Consider the following 23,839-nt stretch of genomic DNA (forward strand, 5'->3'; position numbering starts at 1 on the left):
TCAAGCGCCGCAATTCGAATGGCGACCATAAAAAGAATACACCAAAATATACCGGGCGCGCAGCTCGCCGGGATCAGCGGCGACAACGTGCCAAGGGATGACGTTGCAGGCGGCGCGCTCCAACTTTCCCCTCTCTCAGGAAAGCCGCCGGAGCGGCGCCTCGGGCCGCGCCGCCGAATGTCCACGAGCGGAATTGAATCCCGGGGGTTATACGCTTTGAACCGTGCAGGCGTGACTCTCTTTCGCGCCCTTTAGCCGGGTGGCGAGACGCAGGATGTGCGACGCACCAACGCCGCAGCATCCGCCGATGATCGTCGCCCCGCTTTGAGCCCACTCGCAAGCGAAGTGGGAATAACGGTCGGCCGACAGGTCGTCGCGGATCGTGTGCAGGGTCTCATTGGCCGCGCCATCTTCTTCGGCCGCGAAGGCATTGGCATAGACACCGATCTCGATGCGGCGCCCTTCCTTCGCAAAGGCGGCGCTGGCCGCCTCGAGGGCGCGCCGCATCACCTCCGGCCGGCTGCAGTTGAAGAGCAGCGCCGATGCTTCCGATCCGGCGATCCAGCGCGCGGCATCTGCAACGCTTTCGCCGGAACGCAGCGACGCGGGCCGCATCTCCGCATCCGGGGCGTCCTCGAGCGTGAAGGAAATCCAGAACGGTTTGCCGCTTCCAGCCACCGCATTCTGCACCGCCTCGGCCTCGGCCACGAGGCTCAGCGTCTCCCCGACCCATAGATCGACGAAAGGGGCGAGTTCCTCGACCAGGACGCTGAGGTAATCCTGCACCAGATCCGGTTTGAACAGTTGCGGCTCATAGGAGCCGAAGACCGGCGGCAACGATCCGGCGACGAGCACCTTGCGGTCTGTCGCCGCGTCGGCGGCTTCGCGTGCCAGGCGACCGGCAAGGGCGATCAGCCTGCGTCCGTCGGTGCGAAAGCGCTCCTCGCCGATGTGGAACGGCACCAGCGCATAGCTGTTCGTGGTGACGACGTCCGCCCCTGCCGTGATGAATTCTTCATGCACCCGCCTGACGATCTGCGGGCTCTCCATCAGCGCAAGCGCCGACCATTCCGGCTGCCTGAGTTCTGCGCCGAGCCGGACAAGTTCGCGGCTCATGCCGCCGTCGAGGATTCTGATGGGGTTCATGGACTGCCCTTTCGTTTCAGTCAGCGCTATCGCCTGACGCCCTCTATTTGCGCGACAGATTGAGCTTCTTCGTCTCGACGCATTTGCGCCATGTCTTCCGCCCTGCCCGCCGTTCAGCCCGAAAGGGCCTGGTCGAGATCGCCGATCAGGTCGCCCGTCGCTTCCAGGCCGACCGAAAGGCGGAACACGCCGTCGCCGGCAAAGCGGCGGTAGTCCTCGAGCTGGTCGCCGGCGAGCTGATAGGTCGAGGTCATCATCTCCCGGGTGTCGAGCAGCACGACGATCGAACGCTGATGGCCGAGCGAGAAGGCGTAGTGGGCGAGCTCGAGGCGCCTCGCGAGCTGCAGGGCCATCTTGCCCGGTTCCTTCACCTGGAAGGTCAGCATGCCGCCGAACACGTCCATCTGCCGCTTCGCGAGATCATGCTGGGGGTGGGAGGCAAGGCCGGGATAGGTCACGCTCGTCACGCAGGGATGGCTTTGCAGGAAGGTCGCGAGCTGCGCAGCCGATTCCGAGATCGTCCGGATGCGCGGAAAGAGCGTGTCGATGCCGCGCATGATGAGCCAGGCATTCATCGCCGGCATCGATGCGCCGAGATAGACGCCCGCGCGCGAGCGGATTTTCTCCACCAGTTCCTTGCGCCCGCAGACAACCCCGCCCAGCGCATCGCCGTGGCCGTTGATGAATTTCGTGAGTGAATGGATGACGAGGTCCGCACCGAGCGACAGCGGCTGCGTGGCCACGGGCGTGGCCAGCGTCGAATCGACCGACATCAGCGCACCGTGGTTGCGCGCAAGCCCGGCGATCGCCGCAATATCCGTGAGACGCAGGATCGGATTGCACGGACTTTCGCAATGAACAAGCTTCGTGTTCGGCCGGAAGGCGGCCGCCACCTCCTCCGGGCGGGACATGTTCACCGCCGTCACCTCGATGCCGTAGTCCGGGAGGATGCGCCGGGCGAGTTCGTTGGCGCCGGCATAGCAGACATCGCTCAGGATCAGGTGATCGCCCTTCTTGAGGAAGGTGAGGAAGGTGGCGCCGATCGCCGCGACGCCCGTCGCCGTCGCGACCGCGTCGTCCGCGCCTTCGAGTGCGGCAAGCCGCTGCTCGAGCTGCCGCACCGTCGGGTTGGTCCAGCGCGCATAAAGAAAAGGCAGTGCCGTCAGGTCGTCGACACCATCGGCGGAAAAGGCGCCGTCGCCCGGAACCAGCACGTTGTTGACGGACATGGAGACGTTCGGTGCGATCGCCTTCGTCGCGGGGTCGATGACCAATCCGCCACTCAGCGCCAGCGTGTCACGGCTGAACCCGGCGGCAGGCACACTCCTGCGCCGGTCGTAACCGTGATCAGGGAGGTCTGAGAGTTTCGTTGCGGTCATCGGGTCCTCCTGCGATGTCGATCCCGGAATTCTAGGGACATGGCGTCGTTTTCAGCCGCGCAATCTCCCTGTCCGCCGCGGAACCGCGGCGCGGGACAAGCGATTTGCGCTTCAAATGAGCGGATCAGATAGGCGGCCGACCTGATCGGTCTCTGCCTCCACCCGCACGCGGGCGTCAGCGCCGTATCGGCACCTGCATCTCGACGCGGCGGAAGGCGCGCGTGATGATGAGGGTGAGGCAGACATAGAAGAGGGTGACGACGATCAGCGGCTCATAGACGAGCAGCGTGTCCTGCCGGACCTTGTAGGCGACAGCATAAAGATCCATCACCGTGACGGTGAAGGCGAGCGGCGTCGCCTTGAGCTGCAGCACCACTTCGCCGCCGATCGTCGGCAGGGCAATGCGGATCGCCCGTGGCAGCCAGATGCGGCGCAGAAGCGTAGCGGGGCTCATGCCGAAGGCGCGTCCGGCCTCCAGTTCGCCCTTCGGCACGGCGAGCAGCGCGCCGCGCAGCACCTCGGCCTCGTAGGCGGCATAGTTGAGGGTAAAGCTTACCGCCGCGAAGAAGAAACCCTCGCGCAGGACCGGCCACAGGACGCTTGCGCGCAGGCCCGGGATCATCGGGAGGAAGGACCCGACGCCGTAATAGAGCAGCCATAACTGGATGAGCAGCGGCGTGCCGCGCAAAGAGGTGCAGTAGACCTTGGCGCACCACCGCAGCCAGAAAGGGCCGCACACCAGCGCGAGCGCAAGTCCGATTGCCAGGATGAAGCCGAAGCCGACCGAAATGACCAAGAGCAGTACGGTCTGTATCGCGCCTGCGACGATCAGCGGCCAATAGGTGAAGACCCACGAGAAATCCATCGTCCGTCCCCTCAAGCGGCCTTCGGCTGTCCGCGCCGGAAATAGGTTTCGAGGCTGCCGAACACCATGTTCGAGACGAGCGTGATCACCAGGTAGATCACGGCGGCGGCGAAGAAGAACAGGAAGTAATGCTTGGTGTTGCCGGCGGCGAGCCGGGTGGCGAGCGCCAGTTCCTGGTAGCCGACGACGGCGATCAGCGCGCTGTCCTTGGTGACCGACATCCACAGGTTGGCCATGCCGGGCAGCGCGTTCGGCATCAATGCCGGCAGCACGATACGCCGGAAGCGCAGCAAGGGACGCATGCCGAAGGCGCTGGCGGCCTCGATCTGGCCGACGGGAATGGCGAGGATCGCACCGCGCAGCACTTCCGTCGCATAGGCGCCCTGGACGACACCGAGCACCACGACGGCCGCGAGAAAGCCGTTGATCTCGATCGGCGGAAAGCCGAGCGCGGACAACAGTCGGTTGATGCCGTCCGTGCCGGCATAATAGAGGCCGATGATCAGGATCAGTTCCGGAATGGCGCGCACCGCCGTCGTGTAGAAGTCGAGGAGAGCGACGACGGGCCGGCTGCCCTTGAGCTTGCCCGCCGCACCGGCGAGCCCGATCAACATGCCGAGCAGATAGGCGCCGAGCGAGATCAGGATGGTCGAGGCCGCGCCCGAAATGAGCACGCCGCCCCACCCCGGCGGATAGGGCGAGAGCAGTTCCAGGATGGATGGGCTCGTCGGCATGAAGCGGCTCCTCCCCGCATGTCTCCTTGGATCGACCTCGATCCAGGTGCAAAGAGACGGGCGGGCCGCCGTTCCGTCGTCCCGCCCGTCGCGATCATTCGCCGTAAGGGTCGAAGTCGAAGTATTTATTGGAGATTTCGGCGTATTTCCCGCTGGCCCGGACCGCTGCGATGGCGGCGTTCAGCTTGGCCAGAAGCTCGGTGTCCTCCTTGCGCAGGCCGCCGCCGATGCCTTGGCCGAGAACCGCCGGATCGTCCTTGACGTTGCCCTTGTCCTCGCAGCAGCCCTTGCCGAAATCGGACTGGAGGAAGGTCATCAGCGGGATGGAATCGCCGAAGACATAGTCGACGCGCCCGGCGGCGAGATCCTGGAACGCTTCGTCCAGCGTGGCATAGGTCTTTTCAGACGCCGCGCTCGCATAATGCTTCTTGTAATAGTCCGTCTGGATCGTCGAGACCTGGATGGCGATCGTCTTGCCGGCGACGTCGTCGGCGGTGGTGCCGGTCGTGCCATCCTGCGCACCGATCAGCTTGCTCGGCGTGTTGTAGTACTTGTCGGTGAAGGCGATCGTCTTCATGCGCTCGTCGGTGATGGACATGGAGGACCAGATAACGTCGAACTTCTTCGACTGCAGGCCGGGGATGAGGCCATCCCAGGACATGTCGACGATGGAGCAGGTCTCCTTCATCTCGGCGCAGATGGCATCCATCAACTCGATTTCCCAGCCGACCCATTTGCCGGTCGCGTCCTTGGTGAAGAACGGCGGGTAGGCTTCGTTCATGATGCCGAAGCGCACCTCGGCGCCCGCATTGGCGGCAGAGAGCAGGAGCGCGGCTCCGGCGGCAAGATAGATCGCAGTTTTCATGTCAGGTCCCCTTTCCTTTTTCGATTGGCGCGTTCAGTGGCGCGACGAACTGGTGAATTCGCGGCAACGGGCGCTGATGGGCGCGCCGAAGATCTGCTCCGGCCTGCCCTCCTCCTCCACCCGGCCCTGGTGCAGGAACATCACGTGGCTGGAAACGTTGCGGGCGAACTTCATCTCGTGCGTGACGAGCAGCATCGTCCGACCCTCTTCGGCAAGATCGCGGATGACCTTGAGCACTTCGCCGACGAGTTCCGGATCGAGCGCCGACGTCGGCTCGTCGAACAGCATGACGGCGGGATCGACGCAGAGCGCCCGTGCAATCGAGGCGCGCTGCTGCTGGCCGCCGGACATGAAGGCCGGATAGACATTGCGCTTGTCGTAAAGGCCGACCTTCTGCAACAGCGCCTCCGCCTTTTCGGTCGCCTCCTTGCGACTCATGCCGAGGACATGGACCGGCGCTTCGATAACGTTTTCCAGGACGGTCATGTGTGCCCAGAGATTGAAGCTCTGGAAGACCATGCCGAGGCCGGTGCGGATGCGCTCCACCTGCCGCCAACTGGCCGGATGGGCGCGGCCGTCCGCCCCCGTCTTCATCAGCACTTCCTCGCCGTTGACGACGAAGCGGCCCCGATCGGGAATTTCCAGGAAATTGATGCAGCGCAGAAAGGTGCTCTTGCCCGAGCCAGAGGAACCGATCAGCGAAATGACATCGCCCTTTTTCGCGGCGAGGGAGACGCCCTTCAGTACCTCATGGGTACCGTAGCTCTTGTGTACGTCGTCCACGCGCAACGCATGGGAGATATCGTTCGTCATTCCCTTCGTTCCCCACTTTGGCGTGGCTTGTACTGGCGGAGTTTATCGCCCGGCTGCGCCGTTCGGCCGCACAGTTCGCCTCTAATGAAGTTTTTTGCCGCACGGAAGTACGTTCTGCGCCGATTTTCTGCGCCCGAGACCCGAGTAGTGCAGCGGACGGGCGGACGGGTCACGCCTCGCAGGCACAAGCGCACGCCTTCGAGTCCCGAGCTGCGACGATGACTGCATTAGAGCATTTTGCAGTCAGGTGGAATCACCTGACGTCGCACAAATGCGGCAGAAACAAACAGATAGAGCGCTGGCGCGAACGCATGTGAGCGCATCCCGCTCTAGCAGCAGCGCCCCAGGGCAGCAATCGCAGGCTGTGCGGACTGGCGCTCCCGCCACGCAAGTGCGACGAGCGCGCAAAATCCACGTAAGAAATGCCTACGGGCGAGAATAAACGCACAGATCGGCGGATTCTGCAGCTTTGCCGCGCCATATGTGCATAACATGCGCGGAAGCGACCGAGAGGGATTGTACGATGGAGCCGATTGACCAATTCGACCGCAAGATTCTGAACATCATCCAGGTCGACTGCCAGATGAAGGCCGAGGCGATCGGCGACCTTGTCGGTCTTTCGGCCTCCGCCGTGCAGCGGCGCCTCAAGCGGATGCGCGATTCCGGCATCATCACGGCCGAGATCGCGCTCGTCGACCGCAAGGTGGCGGGCAACCCCATGACGTTCATCGCCGGCATGGAGATCGAACGGGAGAATTACGATGCGCTTTCCAAGTTCCGGATCTGGCTGGCCAGGCAGGAGCACATCCAACAGGTTTACTACGTCACCGGGTCGGTCGATCTGATTGCCATCATCACGGCGCGCGACGTCGGGCAGTATGACGAGATCACGGCCAACCTGATGTCCGAGAACCCGCAGATAAAGCGCATTCACACCAATGTCGTGCTGAAGGACGTCAAGCTCGGCATGTTCGTCCCGATTGCTTAGGGCGGGATGCGCTCACATGCGTTCGCGCCGCCCATCCGGGTCGATTGCGGCTGTCAAATAGGCAGCCTCAGTTTTGCACGATCCACGCCGTCACCGAGACCAGTTCCTGTTCGGTTGGCGCCCGCGGCAGGGAACTCCCGGCGTCGAGCATGTCCGCAAGGATTTCCAGCCGGGAACCGTCGATCTCGCGGCCGGAAAGCGATAGCTGGAACATGAGTTGCTTGTCAGGATCGGTCCTGCCGAAGGGGACGGCAGAACCGATGAGATGGCCGGCGGCGGTTCGAAAGCGGATTTCCGCGCCGAGCGGCAACGGGCCGGTGACGATATTGAGCCCCACGGTTTCGTTCGGCCGCGGCGCCCGCGGCAGGGTGATCACAATCTTGCGTCCTTGATCGGCCATCTCCGCTCAAATCCCGCAGCAGGCGCGCTGCCGCTATCCTTTGGAGGCATGCCAGAAACCCTGGGCCCTCTGCCTCGAGCGGCTCAGAACGACCCCACCTCAATGTCGGTCAGCTGTGCCTTGGCCGGCGTGCTGCCTTCGACCCGCTTGCCCGCTTCCGCGACCACAACGGCGAAGTCGATCGGTTCGCCCGCTTTCAGCCTACCATCGTCGATCAGCCTGTCGAGCGCCTGGTCGATCGGTATGGTGAAGCTGACCGTGTCGGTATGATGATGACGGACACCGAAGAACTCGAAACTGCCGGCGAAATCCGGTCCGTCCGGGTTGAGATCAGGCGTCGTTCCCTCGGGGAAAATGAAAACGAGGAAATTCAGTCCGCCAACGTCCATCGGCGGCTTGATGCTCACTTTCGCGAATTGGCGCGATTGTTCCGAAGGCTTGGCGGCGGCATCCACGAGCTCCTGCGAAACGGTGAGCTTGGCAGTCGCCGGTTCGTTTATGGCCACGGCCGCGGAGGTAGGCACGGCGGCTTCCAATGCCGGAATGGGGGCCGAGCGGACGGCGGTTGCAACCGGGATGACCTCTTCGCCGCTGCCAGGCTCGTAATCATAGTCAAAGGCGCCGACTGCGAGGTAATCGGCGGCCCTGGTCTTGTCGGTGACCGGGCTGCCGTCAGCCTTGACATAGAAGAGATAGGGTTCCGGATCGTACTGCGCCTGCTGGTCAGCCGTTGGCCCGATGGGCAGGCCCATCGCCTGCTGCTTGCGGGTCCAGACATCCCACAGCCGGTCGATGTTGCAATGATGCAGAAAGAAGATCGGGTCGATCGGCGACAGGTTCTGTGACATCAGCCCATAGGGAGCGCTCTGGCCGCCGACGCTCATATGCACGCGGTTATGCGGCTGGCCTTCGAGAATAGAGAAGCCGACCGGTGCCACCTGGTGGCTGGACGATACCGGACTGTTGAAAGCGAGACGCGGAGCGCCGCCCACGTCATCGGCGAATGTCGTCGGCGCCAGCGACGCCTTGATGGTGTCGATGTCGACGGCGCGTTGGGTGGCGGGATTGAGTTTCGGATTCTCCGCCGTCAGGAAGCGGGCGTTCGGCCGATCGGCGAAGCTCGCCATCGCGTCGCTCCACAGCGCATCGAAATCCGGGTAGCTGCGCAGCGTCTGCTGCTGCAATTGGGCAGGGCTGAGACTGTCCCAATAGGCCTTGATCGGCTCCTGCATGATCTCCTGGAAGCGGTTGTGGTCCGCAATATAGGCCGGGCTGTTGACGGGATCGAGAATCGTGCCGAACAGCGGCGGCAGCACCTCGGGATTGGCCGTCCAATCCCAATATGGCAGGGCGAAATCCGGATTGCCGCTCAGTTCGCGGCAGGTCTCCTCGAAATAGCCAAGATAGCCGCGGTGCCAGCTCGTGAACCACCAGTCGCCATGGGGGCAATCCATCAGGTGGATGAAGGCATTGCGGTACCAGTTGCGCGGGTCCGAAGGCGGAAGCTTCATCATCGCGGTGACGGCATCCATGTAGGTTTGCAGGTCCTTCTGCCCGCCGGCGCTGGTCATGTTCTTGCGCCTATGCTTGGTCGCCGCCCGCAGAATGCTCGGCGCGAAAAGGGCTGTACCGGCGACAGCCGCTGTGCCTTTGACGAAAGAGCGGCGTGAAACCGTCAGAAATCGCGTGCGTGTCATCGAGATTATCCCCTGAACAGGTGTTGGTCCGAATGTCTCAGCTTTAGGCGGTGTGGAGCATCACTGCCGAACGGCATACCAGGAGGCGACGTAGCCGGCCGTAGCAGTCCCGTGCGAATGGGCGACGTCGCGGACGATGCTGCCGACGATCGCATCTCGCTGGTCGACGCCGTTCGGCCAGTTCGGCACGAGGTAGCCGCGATAACTGTAGGCCCAGGGCTCTCCAGCCACCTCGCCCTTTCCGATGAATTTGAGTTCGACCGGATCGCCCATCCGTGCTGCGCCGGTCAGCTCCAACGACCAGCCGGGCCCGCCGATGGTTCCGCCAATTCTGCCGGGCGCCACCTCGGTCAGCACCAGCGTTCCCTGCCCGAATTCCAGGCTGCTGAAATCGGCCGACAGGTCGGGATTGTTGATCAGGCTGCGATAACTCCAGGTGCCGACGAAGCTCATAATATCCTCCCAAAGCGGTCAGCTTGCCTGCTGCATGTCTCCTTGAATCGACCTCGATTTAAGGCCGAAGACAGGCAGCGATTTCAAAGTGCTACAGCGACCCTCTGCGCGTCTGGCAAGACGCGCGGCGCTGTGGAGCGGATGCGCTCACAGGCGTTCGCGGTTCCGCATTTCTGCGACGGCAGCGATTCCACCTGACTGCGAAATGCGCTAGTGATGGCCGGTAACGGTGCCGCCATGGCCGTCCGGCAGGGTGATCCTGACGTTCTGCATCATTCCCTGGTCCTCATGGTCGAGAATGTGGCAATGCAGAACGAACTCGCCGATGTAGCGCTGGTAGCGTGTCCGCACGGTGATCGTGTAGCGCGTCGAAGGATCGGTGCCGGGATTCTTGATCCACAGCGTGTCCTTCCAGACATTCTTCAGCCCTGGATATTGCGGATCGCCGTCGTCGTCCGCCCCGAGGGCGCTGACATCATTGCCGGCCGCATCGACGATCTTGATGATCTGGAACGGATTGACATGGATATGGAAAGGATGGCTGACGAAATCCGACCTCAGCGTCCACTCGTCCAAGCCGTTCAACGGCAGCGTCCGGTCGATGCGGTTGGCATCATAGGGCTGGCCGTTGATCTCGAAGAAGGTGCCGCCCGGCTGCTTCACATCGATATTGAACACCAGTTGCTGCTGGCCCGTGACCTCGCCCGCTTCGATGTCCGGATGCGGAACAAAGCTTGAAAGCCGCATATCGTTCTTGAGGTCGTCGATGACCTTGCCGGCAACATCCGGCGCCATCGTGCGCTCGGCCGCCGAAATCAGCCAATCCTGCAGATATTTGGCAATCTCGCCATTGACGGCATCGCCGTCCACTGCCGTGACTATGCCGAGAAGTCGGCGGCTCGGAGCCTGCTGGTTGACGCTCGCCGCTGCCGGCGCGGCGGCATCGACGAGGCAGTAGTCACCGGCTGCGGGCAGCACCACCAACGCATCAACCCTGTAGCCCGGCTGCAGCACCGCCTGCTTCCGCATCTGCACCTGCGCCATTGTCAGCCCGTCCTGAGCCACCACGCCGTAGGGAATGACATCCTTGCCGCAATTCTGGTCGATCCATCGATCGGTGTCCGCCGCGGCAAGCGTGCCTAACGCGGCCGTGCCGATCTTCCGCCGGATCTCGAAATTGATGGTGTCGCGAACGCCGGCATGGACCATCCGCCAGCGTTCGACCGATCCCGCCACCGCCGGCGCCAACTGGCCCAGCACCTGGCCGTTGATGCTGGTAAAGCGGCCCGAGGCCGGCCAAGTGCCAGGTCCGAACTGATCGTAGCTTTCGATGCCCCCCACCTGCCCTGGCTGGCAATCATAGGTAATGTTGCCGTTGCTGTCGGTGCAGGCATATTGGATCTGCTGCAGCACCAGGACCCGCTCGGCGATATCGGAGCCGTCCGGCTGCTTCAGCAGGCGGTCGATGTCGCCGGTCTCCGTCGGGGTCGGCATGCGGTCGCCACGGATGATCAGCGCCCCGGACATGCCGCTCGATACCTGCAAAGCGGTCGATCCGTGCAGGTGCGGGTGATACCAGAAGGTGCCCGCCGGATGGTCGGCGGGAATGTTGTATTCATATTGGAAATCGATGCCGGGGCGGATCGAAACGAGCACATTGTCGCCATTGCCCGACGGATTCACCCAGAGACCGTGGGAATGCAGGTTCGTACCGTTGAAGCAATGGGGGGTGTTGGCACTGCCGCCGCCGATGCCGCAGGTCGAATCCTGAGGGAGCTTGTTGTTCAGCGTTACCCGCACCGTCTCGCCCGGGCGCACATCGATGGTCGGCCCAACCAGCGGCGTGTCGGCGCCGGATGGGTCCGTTTGGCGGGCGTCCTGATAGCCGCGGAGCCTCACCCGGTCATAGCGCGCGGTGGCCGGATTGTAGATCTGGCGGTCGAGATATGTGACGTTCATGTCGAGCAGAACCTCGCCCGGAAAAGCCGCCCGGTCCTGCGCGAAGCTTTCCAGTTGCGCCCGCCCCTTGGCGACCGGCTCCAATATGTAGGCCGGCGGGTTGCTCACGGCCCTCGCCTCTTGAGCGGCCGCCGATAGCACATGGGTGGCCGAAAGAATGCTCGCCACGCCGAAGAGCGCGATTTTGTGAGATGCAAACAAACAAACCTCCCCAAGCCTCTGCGTATAATGCGAGAGCGAGACGGGCAGCCTTGACCAAGACATCAGTGATACCGGCAGACCTTCCGCTCGAAGTCCGAATATCACTTGATATCTGCCTGTTTGCAGAAGGTGTTGCCCCACCTATATTCTCGCCGCGGAAAATGTTAGCCGCGAAACCATGGATGGTTACAGGCGCGTTTACTTTTCAGCCTCGCAAACTACATAGCGCAAAGCGGTGTCTGGCGCATCCCTGCAAAACTACTGGTTGCGTCAAAATCCGGCCTGCACATCTTTTAGGATTGGAATTGAGGCAAAGCGAGCTGCGCGGGAGCGGATGCCGGTTCTTCCTGGAACAGCGGTCGATTCAAGCAGACTTGCGGTCGAAGAACGCGCTCAGCGATGGGCCCGAACCTGGCATTTGGAAGGGCGCCGGATTGCCCGTCCGGCGCGTCGCCGGACGGGCGTCGTCGATCAGCCGCTTCGGCCGAATGAAGACCAATGGCGGTAAAGTGCCTCCACGTCACCGCTCGTCAGAATCGGCATCGACGCCTTCAGCTGTTCGTCGGACCAATTCCACCATTTCATCTCCAGGAGCCGGCCGACTGCATGTTCATCGAACCGTTTGCGGATCGTCTTTGCGGGGTTTCCGCCGACGATGGCATAGGGTTCGACATCCCGTGTCACCAAGGCCCGTGTGCCGATCACCGCGCCGTCGCCGATCTTGATGCCCGGCATGATGATCGCTTCCGAACCGATCCAGACGTCGTTTCCAATCACCGTATCCCCGGCCGGTTGGTACCCGTTTTGCGCGCCCGCGAACTCAGGCACTTCGGACATCCAGTAAAATGGAAAGGTGCTGACCCAATCATTCCGGTGGCCCTGGTTGCCTGCCATGATGAACGCCGCCCCTGACCCGATCGAGCAGAAGCTGCCAATGTAAAGCTTATCCGCATCCTCATCGGGGAGCAGATACCGGGCGCAATCGTCGAAGCTGTGTCCGTGGTAATAGCCCGAATAGTAGCTGTAGCGTCCAACGATGATGTTGGGGTTCGTAACCTGCTTGTCGAGCGTCATGCCCCTGAAGGGGCTTTCGAAATAGTTCTCCATCGAGTTTCTTCCTGCATGATCCCGTTGCCGCTCGCATCTGCGCAAGCGGAAGGAAGGCCAGAAGCCTTAAGCTCCTGACCGATGCTCCTCGCGTCAGCGCGGGAGCGAAATGCAGGTGGTACTCGGTGTCGATTTCATACCGTCCCAATAACCGACAATTGGCAAAAAGCCAACGGCCGTCGCGGCATTTTCGGGCTGCGACGCATGCGCCGGTTAGAGATGCGATCGCCGTCGGCTCTCGGTATAGAATGTTACAATGGAAGAAGGGGACGACGTGAAGCGTGGCTGAGCGGTGCCTCACGGGCCGGAGCCGGTTCTTGAAACGGCCCCCACTCGGGACGTCAAGTGCCCGCCACGCCGGGCAATCGCGCATTGAAGGCGCTCTTGACGGTACAATCGCAGCTGGCTATAGCAGCAATATCTTGAGTCTATTACTCAAGATTATATCCGATGCAAAGAGCGAGCGCGAGGCCGGGACCCTTATGGAATATTGCCTTCTCTCACCAGCACGACTAACCCCCACGGAAGAGGTGAGCCTCGACAGGGTCGATGCATTGCAGGCCCAAATCCTGCGAGCGGGCTCATGGACCGCGCCAATAGCGGTCGAGAAACACGCCCTGTTCGTGATGGACGGCCATCACCGGCTGACGGTTGCGCAGCGTCTCAGGCTCGCGATGGTGCCGGTCGTCCTCCTCGACTACGGTTCCGTGCGGGTGGAAGCTTGGCGCCCGGGCGAGAGCGTCTCGCCTGCGGAAATCTTTGCGATGGCCCGCAGCGGCCGCAAGTTTCCCTACAAGACGACCCGGCACATCTTCGCCGACGGCGCGCCGGCCTGCGATGTGCCGCTCGAGCTGTTGACCAGTCCCGCGCCGATGGACGTGGCGCCGCTCCGTTCCGCGGGGGCGCTCTCATGACGCTGCATCCCCACAAGATCGACTCGGGCCTGCCACCGATCCTGCGCGCGGCGACGGCGGACCTTCTCACCCGGCACGCGCCGCGTCTTCTCGACTGGGTCGCCCGCCACGGCTCGCCGCTCAATCTGGTCTGGCCGGACGCGCTCGAGGATAATCTTGCCGCCCTGAAAGACGTGCTGACCGGGCACCGTGTCGAGCACGTGATCTATTACGGGGCGAAGGTCAACAAATCGCCGGGTCTCATGCAGGCAGCGCTCAGAGCGGGCGCCGGCCTCGACGTCTCCAGCCTTTACGAACTCCGGGACGCAAGGAGGCTCGGGGCCGATGGCGCCCGGCTCGTGGCGACGGGGCCCGCGAAGACGAGCGAATTTCATCAGGAGCTGATCGCCTGCAACGCATTGATATCGGTGGACTCGCCGGAAGAGCTTGAGGACCTCATCGAAGGCCTGCCGGCAGACGCCCGCCCGCAGCCGATATTCCTGCGCCTGCGACCGCGGGACCAGAGGAAGAGCCGCTTCGGCATGCCGGCAGATGCGGTCGTTCATTGCCTCACGCGCCTTGCCGGCGAAAACAGGCTGCGCTTCGCCGGGCTGCATTTCCACGTCAGTGGCTATCGCTGGGAGACCCGCGTTGCCGCGCTGAGCGAGGCCGCCGACCTCGTCGCCGAAGCCCGGCGGATGGGATTTTCTCCGCGCATGATCGATATTGGCGGTGGCCTGCCCGTCCAATATGTCGACCAGGCGAGCTACGAAGCGCATCTCGCGGCGCAGGCGCCTGAGGACTACCGCACGGGGAAAAAACCGGACTCCTTCTATCCCTATGGCGGCCCTCTCTCGCCGGCCGATTGGCTGCACCGGCTCCTCGAGGCGGAGCTGCGCCAGGGGCGAAGCGTAGCCGACTATCTGAGGCGCGAAGGCCTCACGCTCGCGATGGAGCCCGGCCGGGCCCTCGCCGACCAGGCGGCGATCACCGTCTTCCGGATCTCGCGGGTGAAGGCGCTCGGCCCGGATTCGCACGTCATCTTTGTCGAAGGCAGCAGCTTCAGCGCCTGCGAAACCTGGTTCGCCTCCGAATTCCTGGTCGATCCGATCCTGGTGCCGGCCACGAGGCCGGCCGCCCAATCGCCGCCGATCCGCGCCTATCTCGCCGGCCACAGCTGCCTGGACGAGGACGTTCTCAGCAACAGATGGCTGCGCTTCCCCGCCGCACCAAACGCCGGTGACCTACTGGTCTATGCCAATACCGGCGGCTACCAGATGGATCTCCTTGAAAACGAATTCCATCGCCACCCCATGCCTGCCCGCCTCTGCGTCATGAAGGACGCGGAAGGTCAACCCATTCTCGTTCGCGACACAATTGGAGAGGTTTAGATGCTGCACACGACCGTAACGCAACTGATCGGCCAGACGCCGGTCATGTCGATCGACGTACCGGGCCGCAACGCCACCCTGGTCTTGAAGATCGAGAAGAACAATCCCGGCGGCTCCATGAAGGACCGCATGGCGCGCAGCATGGTGGTTGCGGCGCTTGAGGACGGGCGCCTCGCACCGGGCGGCACGATCGTTGAATCATCGTCCGGAAATACCGGCACGGGGCTGGCGCTGGCGGCGCTGGAATTCGGCCTGCGCTTCATTGCGGTGGTGGATCACCATGCGGCGCCCGACAAGATCCGAATGATGCGGGCGCTGGGGGCCGAGATCCGCTATGTCGAAGGCGACTTTCGCGAGGATGAGGTCGCCGTCGTCGAGCGCCAGCGCCTGGCCGCGCAGCTCGGGGCGCAGCTTCCGGGCGCGCTGTTCATGAACCAGTCCGACAACCCGGCAAATCCCGAAGGCTATGCCGGCCTCGTGGACGAACTCCTCGCCCAGCTTCCGAACGGCATCGACGCCTTTGTCGGCTGCGTCGGGACCGGCGGCTCGATGACCGGGATTTCCCAGCGCCTCAAGCGCCACAATCCGGCGGTGCGCACCATTGCCGTCGAACCGGCGGGCTCCATCGTCTTCGGCAAACCGGGGCACCCCTATTACCAGTCCGGAACGGGCACGCCAGCCGGCGACGAGGTCGGCAAGGTGCTCGACTATGGCTGCATCGACGAAGGCGTGCAGGTGACCGACACGCAAGCCTTCGAGACGGCACGGTATATCGCCCGGCGCAAGGGGCTGCTCGTCGGCGGCTCGACCGGCGGCGCCATCTACAAGGCACTGGAATTCATTGCTGCGGGCAAGCTCACCGGCACGGTCGTCACCACGGTCGCCGATGGCGGCGAGAAATATCTGGGCACGATCTTCGACGAGGAGTGGATGGCGAAGCGCCGCCTGCTCGATCCGGCAATCGCTGCCCAGCTGGATGGCTGGCTCCTCGCAGAGGCGCGGGCCGCATGAAGGTGACCATTTGCGGCGCGGGCCGCACCGGACATTTGAATGCGGTCCTGTTCAAGCAGGCCCTGGGGATCGAGGTTTCTGTCCTGACCACCTCCACTGCGGTCGCCTCGCGGTGGGCAAGCGGGGACGATCCCTGGCAAGCGGAGACGCGGGACGGCTGCGTCCTGAGTGCCAGGCCGGACTACGTCGGAACCGATCCGAGCGAGGCCCTCGTCAACGCCGACATGGTCCTCATAACGCAACCCGCCCAGGCAAGACCGGCGCTCTTGCAGCGCATGGCACCGTATTTGCCGACGGACAAAAGCGTCTATGTCGGCGCAATTCCCGGCTTTTGCGGCTTCGACTGGCTGGCGGCAAAGGCGCTGTCGGGGCGTGACAACGCGGTGATCTGGGGCATGAAGGACGTGCCCCATATCGCCTATGACCTGGTTGCAGGCCGGCGCGTGCGAATGGGCGGCGCCAAGGCGGAACTCTTCGTTGCCCTGCATCGCCGCGAAAGCGCGGCGAGCGGTGCCGCGCTCGTGGCGATGCTGAACCGCCTCTACGAGGCGCCCGTCACCCTGCTCAGGGACTATCTCGAAATCACGCTGACGCCGGGCAACGCGCTGATGCACCCGGCCGTGCTCTACGCGCTGATCGGCCCCGGCGCGCCTTTTGAAAAGAAACCGTTTGACGAACCCCTGTGCTGGTGGACCGACTGCCCGCAGGCGGGCGCCGAGCTCCTGGAAGCGTGCGACGCGGAAAACCAGGCGATCCGCCGGGCAAGCGAGGCGCGGCTCGGCATTGATCTCAGCTCCGTCAAGCCGCTTCGGCAGGAACTGATCGAGGCCTATGGCGACCAGATCGAGGATGACCGAACCATGTACACGCTTCTGCGCACCAATCGCGCCTATGCGGGCATTCTTGCCCCCCTCGTTCCGAACCCGAATGGCCAGGGGCTCGTCATCGATCGGGAAAGCCGCGCCTTCCATGAGGATATCGCTTTCGGGCAGGCGCTGCTCGTCGCGATGGCGGAGCGGCTCGACGTGGCAGTACCGGCGATCGCAAAGACCTATCGCTGGGCGCGCGACTACCACGGCCAGTTGGCCACGGGCACACCGGACTATGTGCCTGCCCGCTGGCCGGAGGCCGCGTGATGGACGAGAGGACTCCTTCCGTGACGACCCCCGTCGAGGGCGAAGAGCTTGCGCTTTTCAACCGGGCATCACGCAACGCGATCAACCGGTTGGTGCGCTGCCTCTTCGCCGAGCGCCTGCTCGAGCCGGAGGCATTGCTGTGGGCGCGGGACGGCCGCCAGGCCTGGTTCCCGCTCTGGGCCTCGCGGCGTGTGCTGCACTTCACCGATCTCAACCTCGCGCCCGCCGGAACCTTGCGGAACCGCGGGCAGATCGAAGTGTTTGACGGTACCGCAAGGCGGCAAAGGATCGATGGCCCCGCCGCCCTGATGCGCGAGGTCGCCCCCTCGCTTGCGATCATGCCTGCTCCCGATGGTTTGGAGCACCTGTTGCGCGACGTGGATGACAGCATCCGCAACGACATGCTGGCTCGCCGCGAGCGCGAGTGCTGGAGCGCCGCGCTGCGCGACAAGATCGCAGAAGCAGGTGCGTCCGGCTTCCTCGCCTATCTCCAAGTAAGCATGCGGCCGCATCTGGCCGCGATGACCCTCGACCAGTGGGGCGCCCTCGAAGGCCATCCCTTCTACCCGACCTGGAAGGCCAAGCCCGGCTTGCCGCCGCAGGAGGTCGCCGCACTCTCGCCCGAGTTCGGCGCGCGCGTGCGCCTGCGGATCGCGGCGCTGCGCAGTGACTGGGCTTACGTCGAGAAGATGCCGCATGTGCCAAGCTATTCGCACTGGTTCGCCGAGAACTTCCCGGACCTCTGGAGCGATTGGGCGGAGCGCCTGAAGGCGCGGGGCCGGTCGCCCGAGGGCTGGCTGCCGCTGCCCGTGCACGCCTGGCATCTGGAGAACTTCGTGCGGCGCGAATTCGCGGCAGAGATCGCGGCCGGCATCTTCGATCCGGACGGACCGGAGATCGTGACGTTGCCGTCCATGTCGTTCCGGACGATGCTGCCGGAGACCGAAGCGCCGCGCCCCTTCATCAAGCTGCCGGTTGCGATCTGGATGACGAGCGAGCAGCGCACGCTGCAGGCGAAGTCGATCCATATGGGGCCGCGCCTCAGCACGCTGATTTCCGACATTCTCTCGAAGGAGGATGATATTGGAAGCGGGCTGGAGATCTTCACCGAAGAGGTGGGCGCGATCCTGCACCATCCGGAGACGGGCGACGAGCATCCCGGCCGCTTCCTGTCGGTGGTCTATCGCCACACGGATGCTCTCGCCCGCGAGGACGGCCTGCTGCCGGTGACCGTCGCGGCGCTGCTGACGGCGGGCCCGCTCGACGGCCGACCGCTCGTTTGCGAGCTCATCGCCCGAAACGGCGATGAAAGCGAAGCGGCCGTCGCGGCCTTCTTCCGCGCCTATGCGCAGATCGTCGTCCGGCCGGTGATGGCCATGTATCTGCTCTACGGCATTGCCTTCGAGGCGCATCAGCAGAACAGCACGATCCTCTTCGACGATCGCGGCCTGCCGCGCAAGCTGCTGATCCGCGACTTCGGCGACGGCCGCAGTTTCGCGCCGCTCTTCAAGGAGCGCGGCTACGAGCTGAAGCCCTTCAGTCGCAAGGGCATTCTGCCGACCACCTTCGACGACGATATCAGCCTCGTGCGCTCCTTCGTCATCGATGCCTGCTACGTCTGCCACCTTCACGAGGTCGCGCTTTGCCTCACCGAGGAATACACGTTGGCCGGCGACACCCTGTGGGGCATCCTGCGAGAAGAGACGGAAGCGGCCTTCGAGGCGCTGCGGCCGCGCATGCTGTCGGATGCGTTCTGGACCGAGGAGCGCGAGGCCTTCCTCGAACGGCCCTGGCCGACGCGCTCGGTCCTGACCATGCATCTGGAGCGCTATCGCGATTACCGGGTGGAGCATCACCTGCCCAATCCGCTGGCGAGCGCGCAATGACGGGCACAGTCGCCGTCCTGCGCGGCTTCGGACCGGTCTTCGCGCTGCTTTTCGGCCTGCAGTTCATCTCCATGGGCGCGATGGAGATGAGCGGCCCGTTCTGGCCGATCCAGGTCAGGGCCTTGAGCCCCTCCGAAAGCGTCTTCGCCCTCGCCGGCATCGGCGTCTATGTCTGCCCCATGCTCGGCGTGTCGCTGACCAGCGCCTTCTGGGGCCGCATGGGCGACCGCTACGGCAACCGCCTGATGATGGTGCGGGCCCTGGCGGGATTGGCGGTCACGCAACTGCTCGTCGCCCTTGCGCAGGACGTCTGGACCATCCTGGCGTTGCGCTTTCTGCAAGGCGCCTGCGCCGGCTATATCGCCCCGGCCCAGGCCTACGGCGTCGAGGTCACCGCCGGGCGCGATCGGGCCGGCCTCTTCGCCTGGCTCCAGGTGGCGACCAATGTCGGATCTCTCGGCGGCGCCTTCCTCGGCGGCCTCATCCTCGATGCCCTGCCATTCGCGGCCGTCAATCTCACCGCGGGCGTGATCTGCGCCCTCTGCGCCGGCGTCGCCTGGACACGCCTTCCGGTTCCGCCACAAGGAGCAAGCGGCGCCGGACCGAGAAAGGCTGCGGCAGCATCCCGCGCCGCTTCGCCCGGCATATCCGTGCCCGGGATTCTCCTGCTGATGGGATTGCTGCTCATGAGCCGGATGGTGCTGCAGGTGCCGTTCGCCCTCTACATGACCGAGGTCTATGGCGCTCGGCATTGGATCACGGGCCTGAGCTACGGGCTCCTTGCCTTCGGCTTCGTGGTCGGCGCGCCGGTCTGGGCACGGCTGTTTTCGGGACGCGCCCCGGCCTTCGTGCTCGGGTGGAGCGTGCTGATCGCCGCCGCCTGCCTTCTGGTCACGGGCCTCGCCGGCGCGACCCGCGACCTTGGCCTCTTCGCCGCGCTTTATCTTGCCTGGGGCGCGCTTCTGGGGGGAACGACCCCAGTCCTCCTGTCGCTCGTTTCGGCCGCGACGCCGAGCGACCGGCAGGGCTCGATGCTCGGGCTCGCGCAAACCTGCCAGCAAGGCGCTTCCGTGGCGGGGATCATCACCGGCGTCGTCGCGACCCAGCATTTCGGGCTCGAGGTCGCATTCCCGCTCGTTTCAAGCCTCTACGGCCTGTCGGTTCCGGTGGCGCTCGCCCTTTGGCTCAACGCGCGCCGGTCAATAAACAAAGGAGAACAATCGTGAGGAGAATACGCGCGGCGTTTACAGCTGTGATCGCCGTCCTGGTCCTATGGGTCCCCATGGCCCTCGCCGACGAAAGCCAGGCCCCCATCACCGTTACCGACATCGCCGGCCGCGAGGTGACGATAAACGCGCCGGTCAAGCGCATCCTTCTTGGCGAGGGGCGGCAACTCTATCTGATCGCCTCGCTTGACAAGGAAGATCCGTTGTCGCGCGTCGTCGCCTGGCGCAATGACCTGATCGAGGCCGATCCGGCCACCTATACCCAATATCTCCAGGCCTTTCCCAAGCTCGCCAAGCTGCCGGCCTTTCCCGGGCAGGAGAACGGGTTGATCGAAATCGAGTCGACGATCGTCCACAAGCCCGACGTCGTCCTTCTCAATCTCGAGGCCATGCGCGCCAACGAGGATGCCAACTATATCGAGAAGCTGGCGGAGCTGAAGATACCCGTCCTCTACATCGACTTTCGGCATTACCCGCTGAAGAACACGGAACCAACGATCCGCCTGCTCGGCAAGATCATGGGGCGCGAGGCGCGCGCCGAGGAAATCATCGCATTTCGCCACGCGGCGATGGCCCGCGTCACCGACGTCATCGCCCGGGCGAAACCGGAGCGACCCAGGGTTTTCATCGAAAGGATCGGCGGCTATGCCGATGATTGCTGCCTTTCCTTCGGCGCGGAGAACTTCGGCAAATATGTCGAGCTCGCCGGCGGCCACAATATCGGCAGCGACGTCCTTCCCTCGACCTTCGGGCAACTCAACCCGGAGCAGGTGATCGCCGTCAATCCCGAGCATGTCGTCGTCACCAGCGCCGACTGGGAGGCCTATGTGCCCGGCGGCCATTGGATCCCGCTCGGCCCCGGCGCCGACCCGAAGGAGACGCACCGGAAGCTGGAATGGTTCACCACCCGCGACGCCTATACCGACATCGCGGCACAGAAAGCGCGGAATTTCCACGGTATCTGGCACCAGTTCTACAACAGCCCCTACGAGTTCTTCGCCGTCCAGCAACTGGCGAAATGGTTTCACCCGGAGCTTTTTGCCGATCTCAATCCGGACGCAACCTTTGCCGAGTATCACCGCCGCTTCCTGCCGATCCCCTACAGGCCCGGTTACGCCGTCAGCCTTTCCGGCAGCGCCGATTGACGGCATAGGCAAAGCCGAGCCAGCCCTGGTCAAACCCGGTGGGGATCGGGGTTGGGTACAAGCGGACACAACGGTCGCCAACGGGCGAGGTTCTCAATTCCGAGAGCCTCGCCCTTGCTTTGTGCGGCGGCGAGGCAGCGGCACTTTCAGGAAGTCGATGGCCTTCGATTCCCCGTCCATCAAACAGCAGGAAGCGCCGGCCACAGGCCGGCGCTTCCATGGAGATCACCAATAGGGGCCGGTCGCGGCGACCCCCACGATCAGAAATCAGTCGTCATCGATACCTTCACGGTCAGCGGCGCACCTTGCGATATCGTCCCGAAGCTCGCGACGCCGGACCAATAGTCGAGGTCGAAGACATTCTCGACCGACGCGCGGAAGGTGACGGGCTTCTCATGGATCTCGGTCAGGTAACGCGCGCCGAGGTCAAGCCGCGTCCAGGAAGGGATTTCCTGGGTATTCGCGGTGTTCACGAACTGCTCGTCCGTGTGGATGACATTGCCGGTGAGCGTCAGGCCCGGCATGAAGGGCGTATCCCACTCCGCACCCAAATTGACCTGCAGCGCCGGCACGCCGATCGGCGTATTGCCGCGCTCTGTATCGACATTCGTTTTCGTGATCTCGCCATGAATGAGGGTCACGCCGCCGAGTACCCGAACCTCCGGAGTTACTTCGCCGAACAGGTTCAACTCCACCCCGCGGTTGCGCTGTTCGCCGCCTTCGACGAAGACCAGACCGCCGCCGCGCGCCTCGAGCACGCCGAAGGGCTTTTCGATCTGGAAGGCGCTGACGGTCACCGCCACCCGGCCGAGATCGACCTTGGTGCCGATCTCGTACTGCCTGGACCGGTAAGGCGCAAGCGTTTCGCCTGAATTGATCGCCGTCGTCGGTGCGGTATCGCCGACGCTCAAGCCCTCGACGTAGTTGGCGTACAGCGCAACATTGTCCCACGGCTTGACGACAATGCCGGCGAGCGGCGTCAACGCGCTTTCGTCGGAGGAGGAGGAAACGGCGCCGGTGGCCGGGTTGTAGTTTTCGGTGTCGATGTGCTGCCAGCGGCCACCGAGCGTCAGTTGCACCCGCTCGTCGAGCATCGACATCGTGTCGGACAGCGCGAAACCATGGAACATGTTTTCCGATATCCTCGGCACATGCGTCGGCTCCGGCACGTCCTGCTCGGGGCGCGGGAGCGGATCGAAGATATTGGTCAGCTGCGCGGTTCCTGAATTCGAGCCGCGAGCGAGGCGCTGCTGAAGCCCGCTGACCTGGAATGTGACCGAATGGTCTATGGCCGCCGTCTCGAATTCGGCGCGCACGCCCGCCTCCGCCGTCAGTCGGTCGACATCGAAGACGAAATTCTGCGGCGTTACGCTGACGTCGCCGGCGGAGTTAAGAAGGAGTGGCGTGCCGAAAAGCCGTTCGACCCGCGAGTTGCCGCCACCAACGGCGCCGAAAACGGTGACGGAGTCGCTGACGTCGTATTCGACGCGACCCAGCCAGGACAGGTCCTCCGTCCTTGCCCATTCCCAGGATTCCTGGACATTCGAGCGGCCGTCCGGCGCATCGGGGATATCAAAGGTCCCAACGGGAAAGAACGGCCGCAGCGGAGCGTCGATATCCTGCCGCTGGCCGATGACATCCAGGGTCGCCCTGAAGTTCTCGCCCTCGTAGTCGAACGCAAGCGCCCCGACCGCGACGTCGAGCGACTGGTTGTCGATTGCTGTGTCGCCGCCGTGATAGCTGCCGTTGAAGCGGACGCCGAACTGGCGTTCGTCCCCGAAACGGCGGCTGACGTCCACATGGCCGCCGCCGTAAAGATCGGAAGCATAGTCGGTCGTCACGCGGGTCAGGTCGACGTCGGAAGCGCGCTTCGGCACGATATTGATGGTGCCGCCGACGCTGCTGTTCGGGGAGATGCCGTAAAGAAGCGCGGTGGGGCCCTTGAGCACCTCGACCCGTTCGGCATAGTCGGTGAACAGGCGGTAGGTGGGCGCGACACCGAAGACACCGTCGAAGGCGACTTCGCCGAAGTTCCCCTCATTGAGCGGAAAGCCCCTTATATAGAAGGAGTCGAGCATGCCGCCGGATGCGTGCGTGCTCCTGACCGACGGGTCGTTCGCCAAGACGTCGGCTACGGTCTTCGCGTTCTGGTTTTCGATCGTCTCGGCCGTATAGCCGGTGATGTTGAACGGCGTGTCCATGAAGTCGCGGTTGCCGAGCAGGCCCACGCGACCGCCGCGCGCCACCTGCCCCCCGGCATATGCTTCCGGCTCCGTGCCGATCGTCGCATTGGCGTCGCCCGCCCTCACCTCGAGCCGTTCCAGCACCGTCACATCTTGCGCCAATGCGGCGCGACTTACCGTCGCCAGCAAGACAGCCAGCAGTCCAACACGCAATTCCATACGGAGCCCCCTTTGAGAACAATGACCAAAACAGTCGGCTCGCCTGCGGATGCCGAGTGCGTTGGCACAAGGGGGTGTTAGTTAAGTTGATTTTTTGTGTCAAGATTTAGAACGCATTGGCTACAACAAATGCGTGTTGTCG

At 63.8% G+C, this 23,839-nt stretch carries 20 protein-coding genes; 8 read left to right on the forward strand and 12 right to left on the reverse strand.

Features of this window, described 5'->3' with window-relative positions:
* Positions 1–207: 207 nt before the first annotated feature.
* The 6 genes from ATB98_RS21095 to ATB98_RS21120 form a co-directional block, all read right to left on the reverse strand.
* The gene (locus ATB98_RS21095; protein WP_066877056.1) at positions 208–1,146 is read right to left on the reverse strand and encodes a homocysteine S-methyltransferase family protein; all 939 of its coding nucleotides are present in this window, start codon (positions 1,144–1,146) and stop codon (positions 208–210) included.
* A 113-nt stretch (positions 1,147–1,259) separates the two neighbouring features.
* Positions 1,260–2,525: a trans-sulfuration enzyme family protein gene (locus ATB98_RS21100; RefSeq protein WP_066877058.1), complete on the reverse strand. Its 1,266-nt coding sequence runs from the start codon at positions 2,523–2,525 to the stop codon at positions 1,260–1,262.
* A gap of 175 nt (positions 2,526–2,700) precedes the next feature.
* Positions 2,701–3,390, reverse strand: coding sequence for an ABC transporter permease (locus ATB98_RS21105; protein ID WP_066877060.1), 690 nt, complete (start codon positions 3,388–3,390; stop codon positions 2,701–2,703).
* A gap of 11 nt (positions 3,391–3,401) precedes the next feature.
* Positions 3,402–4,124, reverse strand: coding sequence for an ABC transporter permease (locus ATB98_RS21110; RefSeq protein WP_066877062.1), 723 nt, complete (start codon positions 4,122–4,124; stop codon positions 3,402–3,404).
* 94 nt (positions 4,125–4,218) lie between these two features.
* Positions 4,219–4,989 carry a transporter substrate-binding domain-containing protein gene (locus ATB98_RS21115; protein ID WP_066877065.1) on the reverse strand — a complete coding sequence of 257 codons (771 nt, stop codon included), beginning with the start codon at positions 4,987–4,989 and terminating at the stop codon, positions 4,219–4,221.
* 33 nt (positions 4,990–5,022) lie between these two features.
* On the reverse strand, positions 5,023–5,802 hold the full coding sequence (locus ATB98_RS21120; RefSeq protein WP_066877067.1) for an ABC transporter ATP-binding protein: 780 nt from the start codon (positions 5,800–5,802) through the stop codon (positions 5,023–5,025).
* Between the two features lie 523 nt (positions 5,803–6,325).
* Here ATB98_RS21120 and ATB98_RS21125 point away from each other — a divergent pair.
* On the forward strand, positions 6,326–6,790 hold the full coding sequence (locus ATB98_RS21125) for an Lrp/AsnC family transcriptional regulator (protein WP_066877069.1): 465 nt from the start codon (positions 6,326–6,328) through the stop codon (positions 6,788–6,790).
* A 67-nt stretch (positions 6,791–6,857) separates the two neighbouring features.
* On the opposite strand, the gene ATB98_RS21130 is transcribed toward ATB98_RS21125, so the two are convergent.
* The 5 genes from ATB98_RS21130 to catB all read right to left on the reverse strand — a co-directional run bounded on the left by ATB98_RS21130 (position 6,858) and on the right by catB (position 12,607).
* A complete protein-coding gene (locus ATB98_RS21130; RefSeq protein WP_066877071.1) occupies positions 6,858–7,190 on the reverse strand; it encodes a hypothetical protein in 333 nt (110 codons plus the stop codon).
* A gap of 83 nt (positions 7,191–7,273) precedes the next feature.
* The gene (locus tag ATB98_RS21135) at positions 7,274–8,887 is read right to left on the reverse strand and encodes a tyrosinase family protein (protein ID WP_066877073.1); all 1,614 of its coding nucleotides are present in this window, start codon (positions 8,885–8,887) and stop codon (positions 7,274–7,276) included.
* Between the two features lie 60 nt (positions 8,888–8,947).
* Positions 8,948–9,340 carry a hypothetical protein gene (locus tag ATB98_RS21140; protein ID WP_066877075.1) on the reverse strand — a complete coding sequence of 131 codons (393 nt, stop codon included), beginning with the start codon at positions 9,338–9,340 and terminating at the stop codon, positions 8,948–8,950.
* Between the two features lie 210 nt (positions 9,341–9,550).
* Positions 9,551–11,500, reverse strand: a complete 1,950-nt coding sequence (locus ATB98_RS21145) for a multicopper oxidase family protein (RefSeq protein WP_153435924.1) — start codon at positions 11,498–11,500, stop codon at positions 9,551–9,553.
* 471 nt (positions 11,501–11,971) lie between these two features.
* On the reverse strand, positions 11,972–12,607 hold the full coding sequence (gene catB, locus ATB98_RS21150; RefSeq protein ID WP_066877077.1) for a type B chloramphenicol O-acetyltransferase: 636 nt from the start codon (positions 12,605–12,607) through the stop codon (positions 11,972–11,974).
* 482 nt (positions 12,608–13,089) lie between these two features.
* On the opposite strand from catB, the gene ATB98_RS21155 reads away from it, so the two are divergent.
* The 7 genes from ATB98_RS21155 to ATB98_RS21185 are packed head-to-tail and all read left to right on the forward strand — an operon-like array spanning position 13,090 to position 21,295.
* Entirely contained in the window at positions 13,090–13,521 is a 432-nt protein-coding gene (locus ATB98_RS21155) for a ParB N-terminal domain-containing protein (RefSeq protein WP_066877438.1), read from the forward strand.
* The gene (locus ATB98_RS21160; RefSeq protein ID WP_066877079.1) at positions 13,518–14,891 is read left to right on the forward strand and encodes a Y4yA family PLP-dependent enzyme; all 1,374 of its coding nucleotides are present in this window, start codon (positions 13,518–13,520) and stop codon (positions 14,889–14,891) included. Before ATB98_RS21155 ends, ATB98_RS21160 begins: the two co-directional genes overlap by 4 nt.
* The gene (locus ATB98_RS21165) at positions 14,892–15,902 is read left to right on the forward strand and encodes a PLP-dependent cysteine synthase family protein (protein ID WP_066877081.1); all 1,011 of its coding nucleotides are present in this window, start codon (positions 14,892–14,894) and stop codon (positions 15,900–15,902) included. It begins immediately after the preceding gene.
* Positions 15,899–17,038: an NAD/NADP octopine/nopaline dehydrogenase family protein gene (locus ATB98_RS21170; RefSeq protein WP_066877083.1), complete on the forward strand. Its 1,140-nt coding sequence runs from the start codon at positions 15,899–15,901 to the stop codon at positions 17,036–17,038. The genes ATB98_RS21165 and ATB98_RS21170 overlap by 4 nt, the downstream gene beginning before the upstream one ends.
* Positions 17,038–18,924 carry an IucA/IucC family protein gene (locus ATB98_RS21175; protein WP_066877085.1) on the forward strand — a complete coding sequence of 629 codons (1,887 nt, stop codon included), beginning with the start codon at positions 17,038–17,040 and terminating at the stop codon, positions 18,922–18,924. The genes ATB98_RS21170 and ATB98_RS21175 overlap by 1 nt, the downstream gene beginning before the upstream one ends.
* A complete protein-coding gene (locus ATB98_RS21180; protein WP_066877087.1) occupies positions 18,921–20,150 on the forward strand; it encodes an MFS transporter in 1,230 nt (409 codons plus the stop codon). Before ATB98_RS21175 ends, ATB98_RS21180 begins: the two co-directional genes overlap by 4 nt.
* Positions 20,151–20,206: 56 nt before the next feature.
* A complete protein-coding gene (locus ATB98_RS21185) occupies positions 20,207–21,295 on the forward strand; it encodes an ABC transporter substrate-binding protein (RefSeq protein ID WP_084435669.1) in 1,089 nt (362 codons plus the stop codon).
* A 260-nt stretch (positions 21,296–21,555) separates the two neighbouring features.
* Here the strand turns inward: ATB98_RS21185 and ATB98_RS21190 are convergent, their stop codons facing one another.
* Positions 21,556–23,697: a TonB-dependent receptor gene (locus ATB98_RS21190; RefSeq protein ID WP_066877091.1), complete on the reverse strand. Its 2,142-nt coding sequence runs from the start codon at positions 23,695–23,697 to the stop codon at positions 21,556–21,558.
* Between the last annotated feature and the right edge of the window lie 142 nt (positions 23,698–23,839).

The organism is Sinorhizobium saheli, from assembly GCF_001651875.1.
In the GTDB taxonomy this organism is placed as follows: domain Bacteria; phylum Pseudomonadota; class Alphaproteobacteria; order Rhizobiales; family Rhizobiaceae; genus Sinorhizobium; species Sinorhizobium saheli.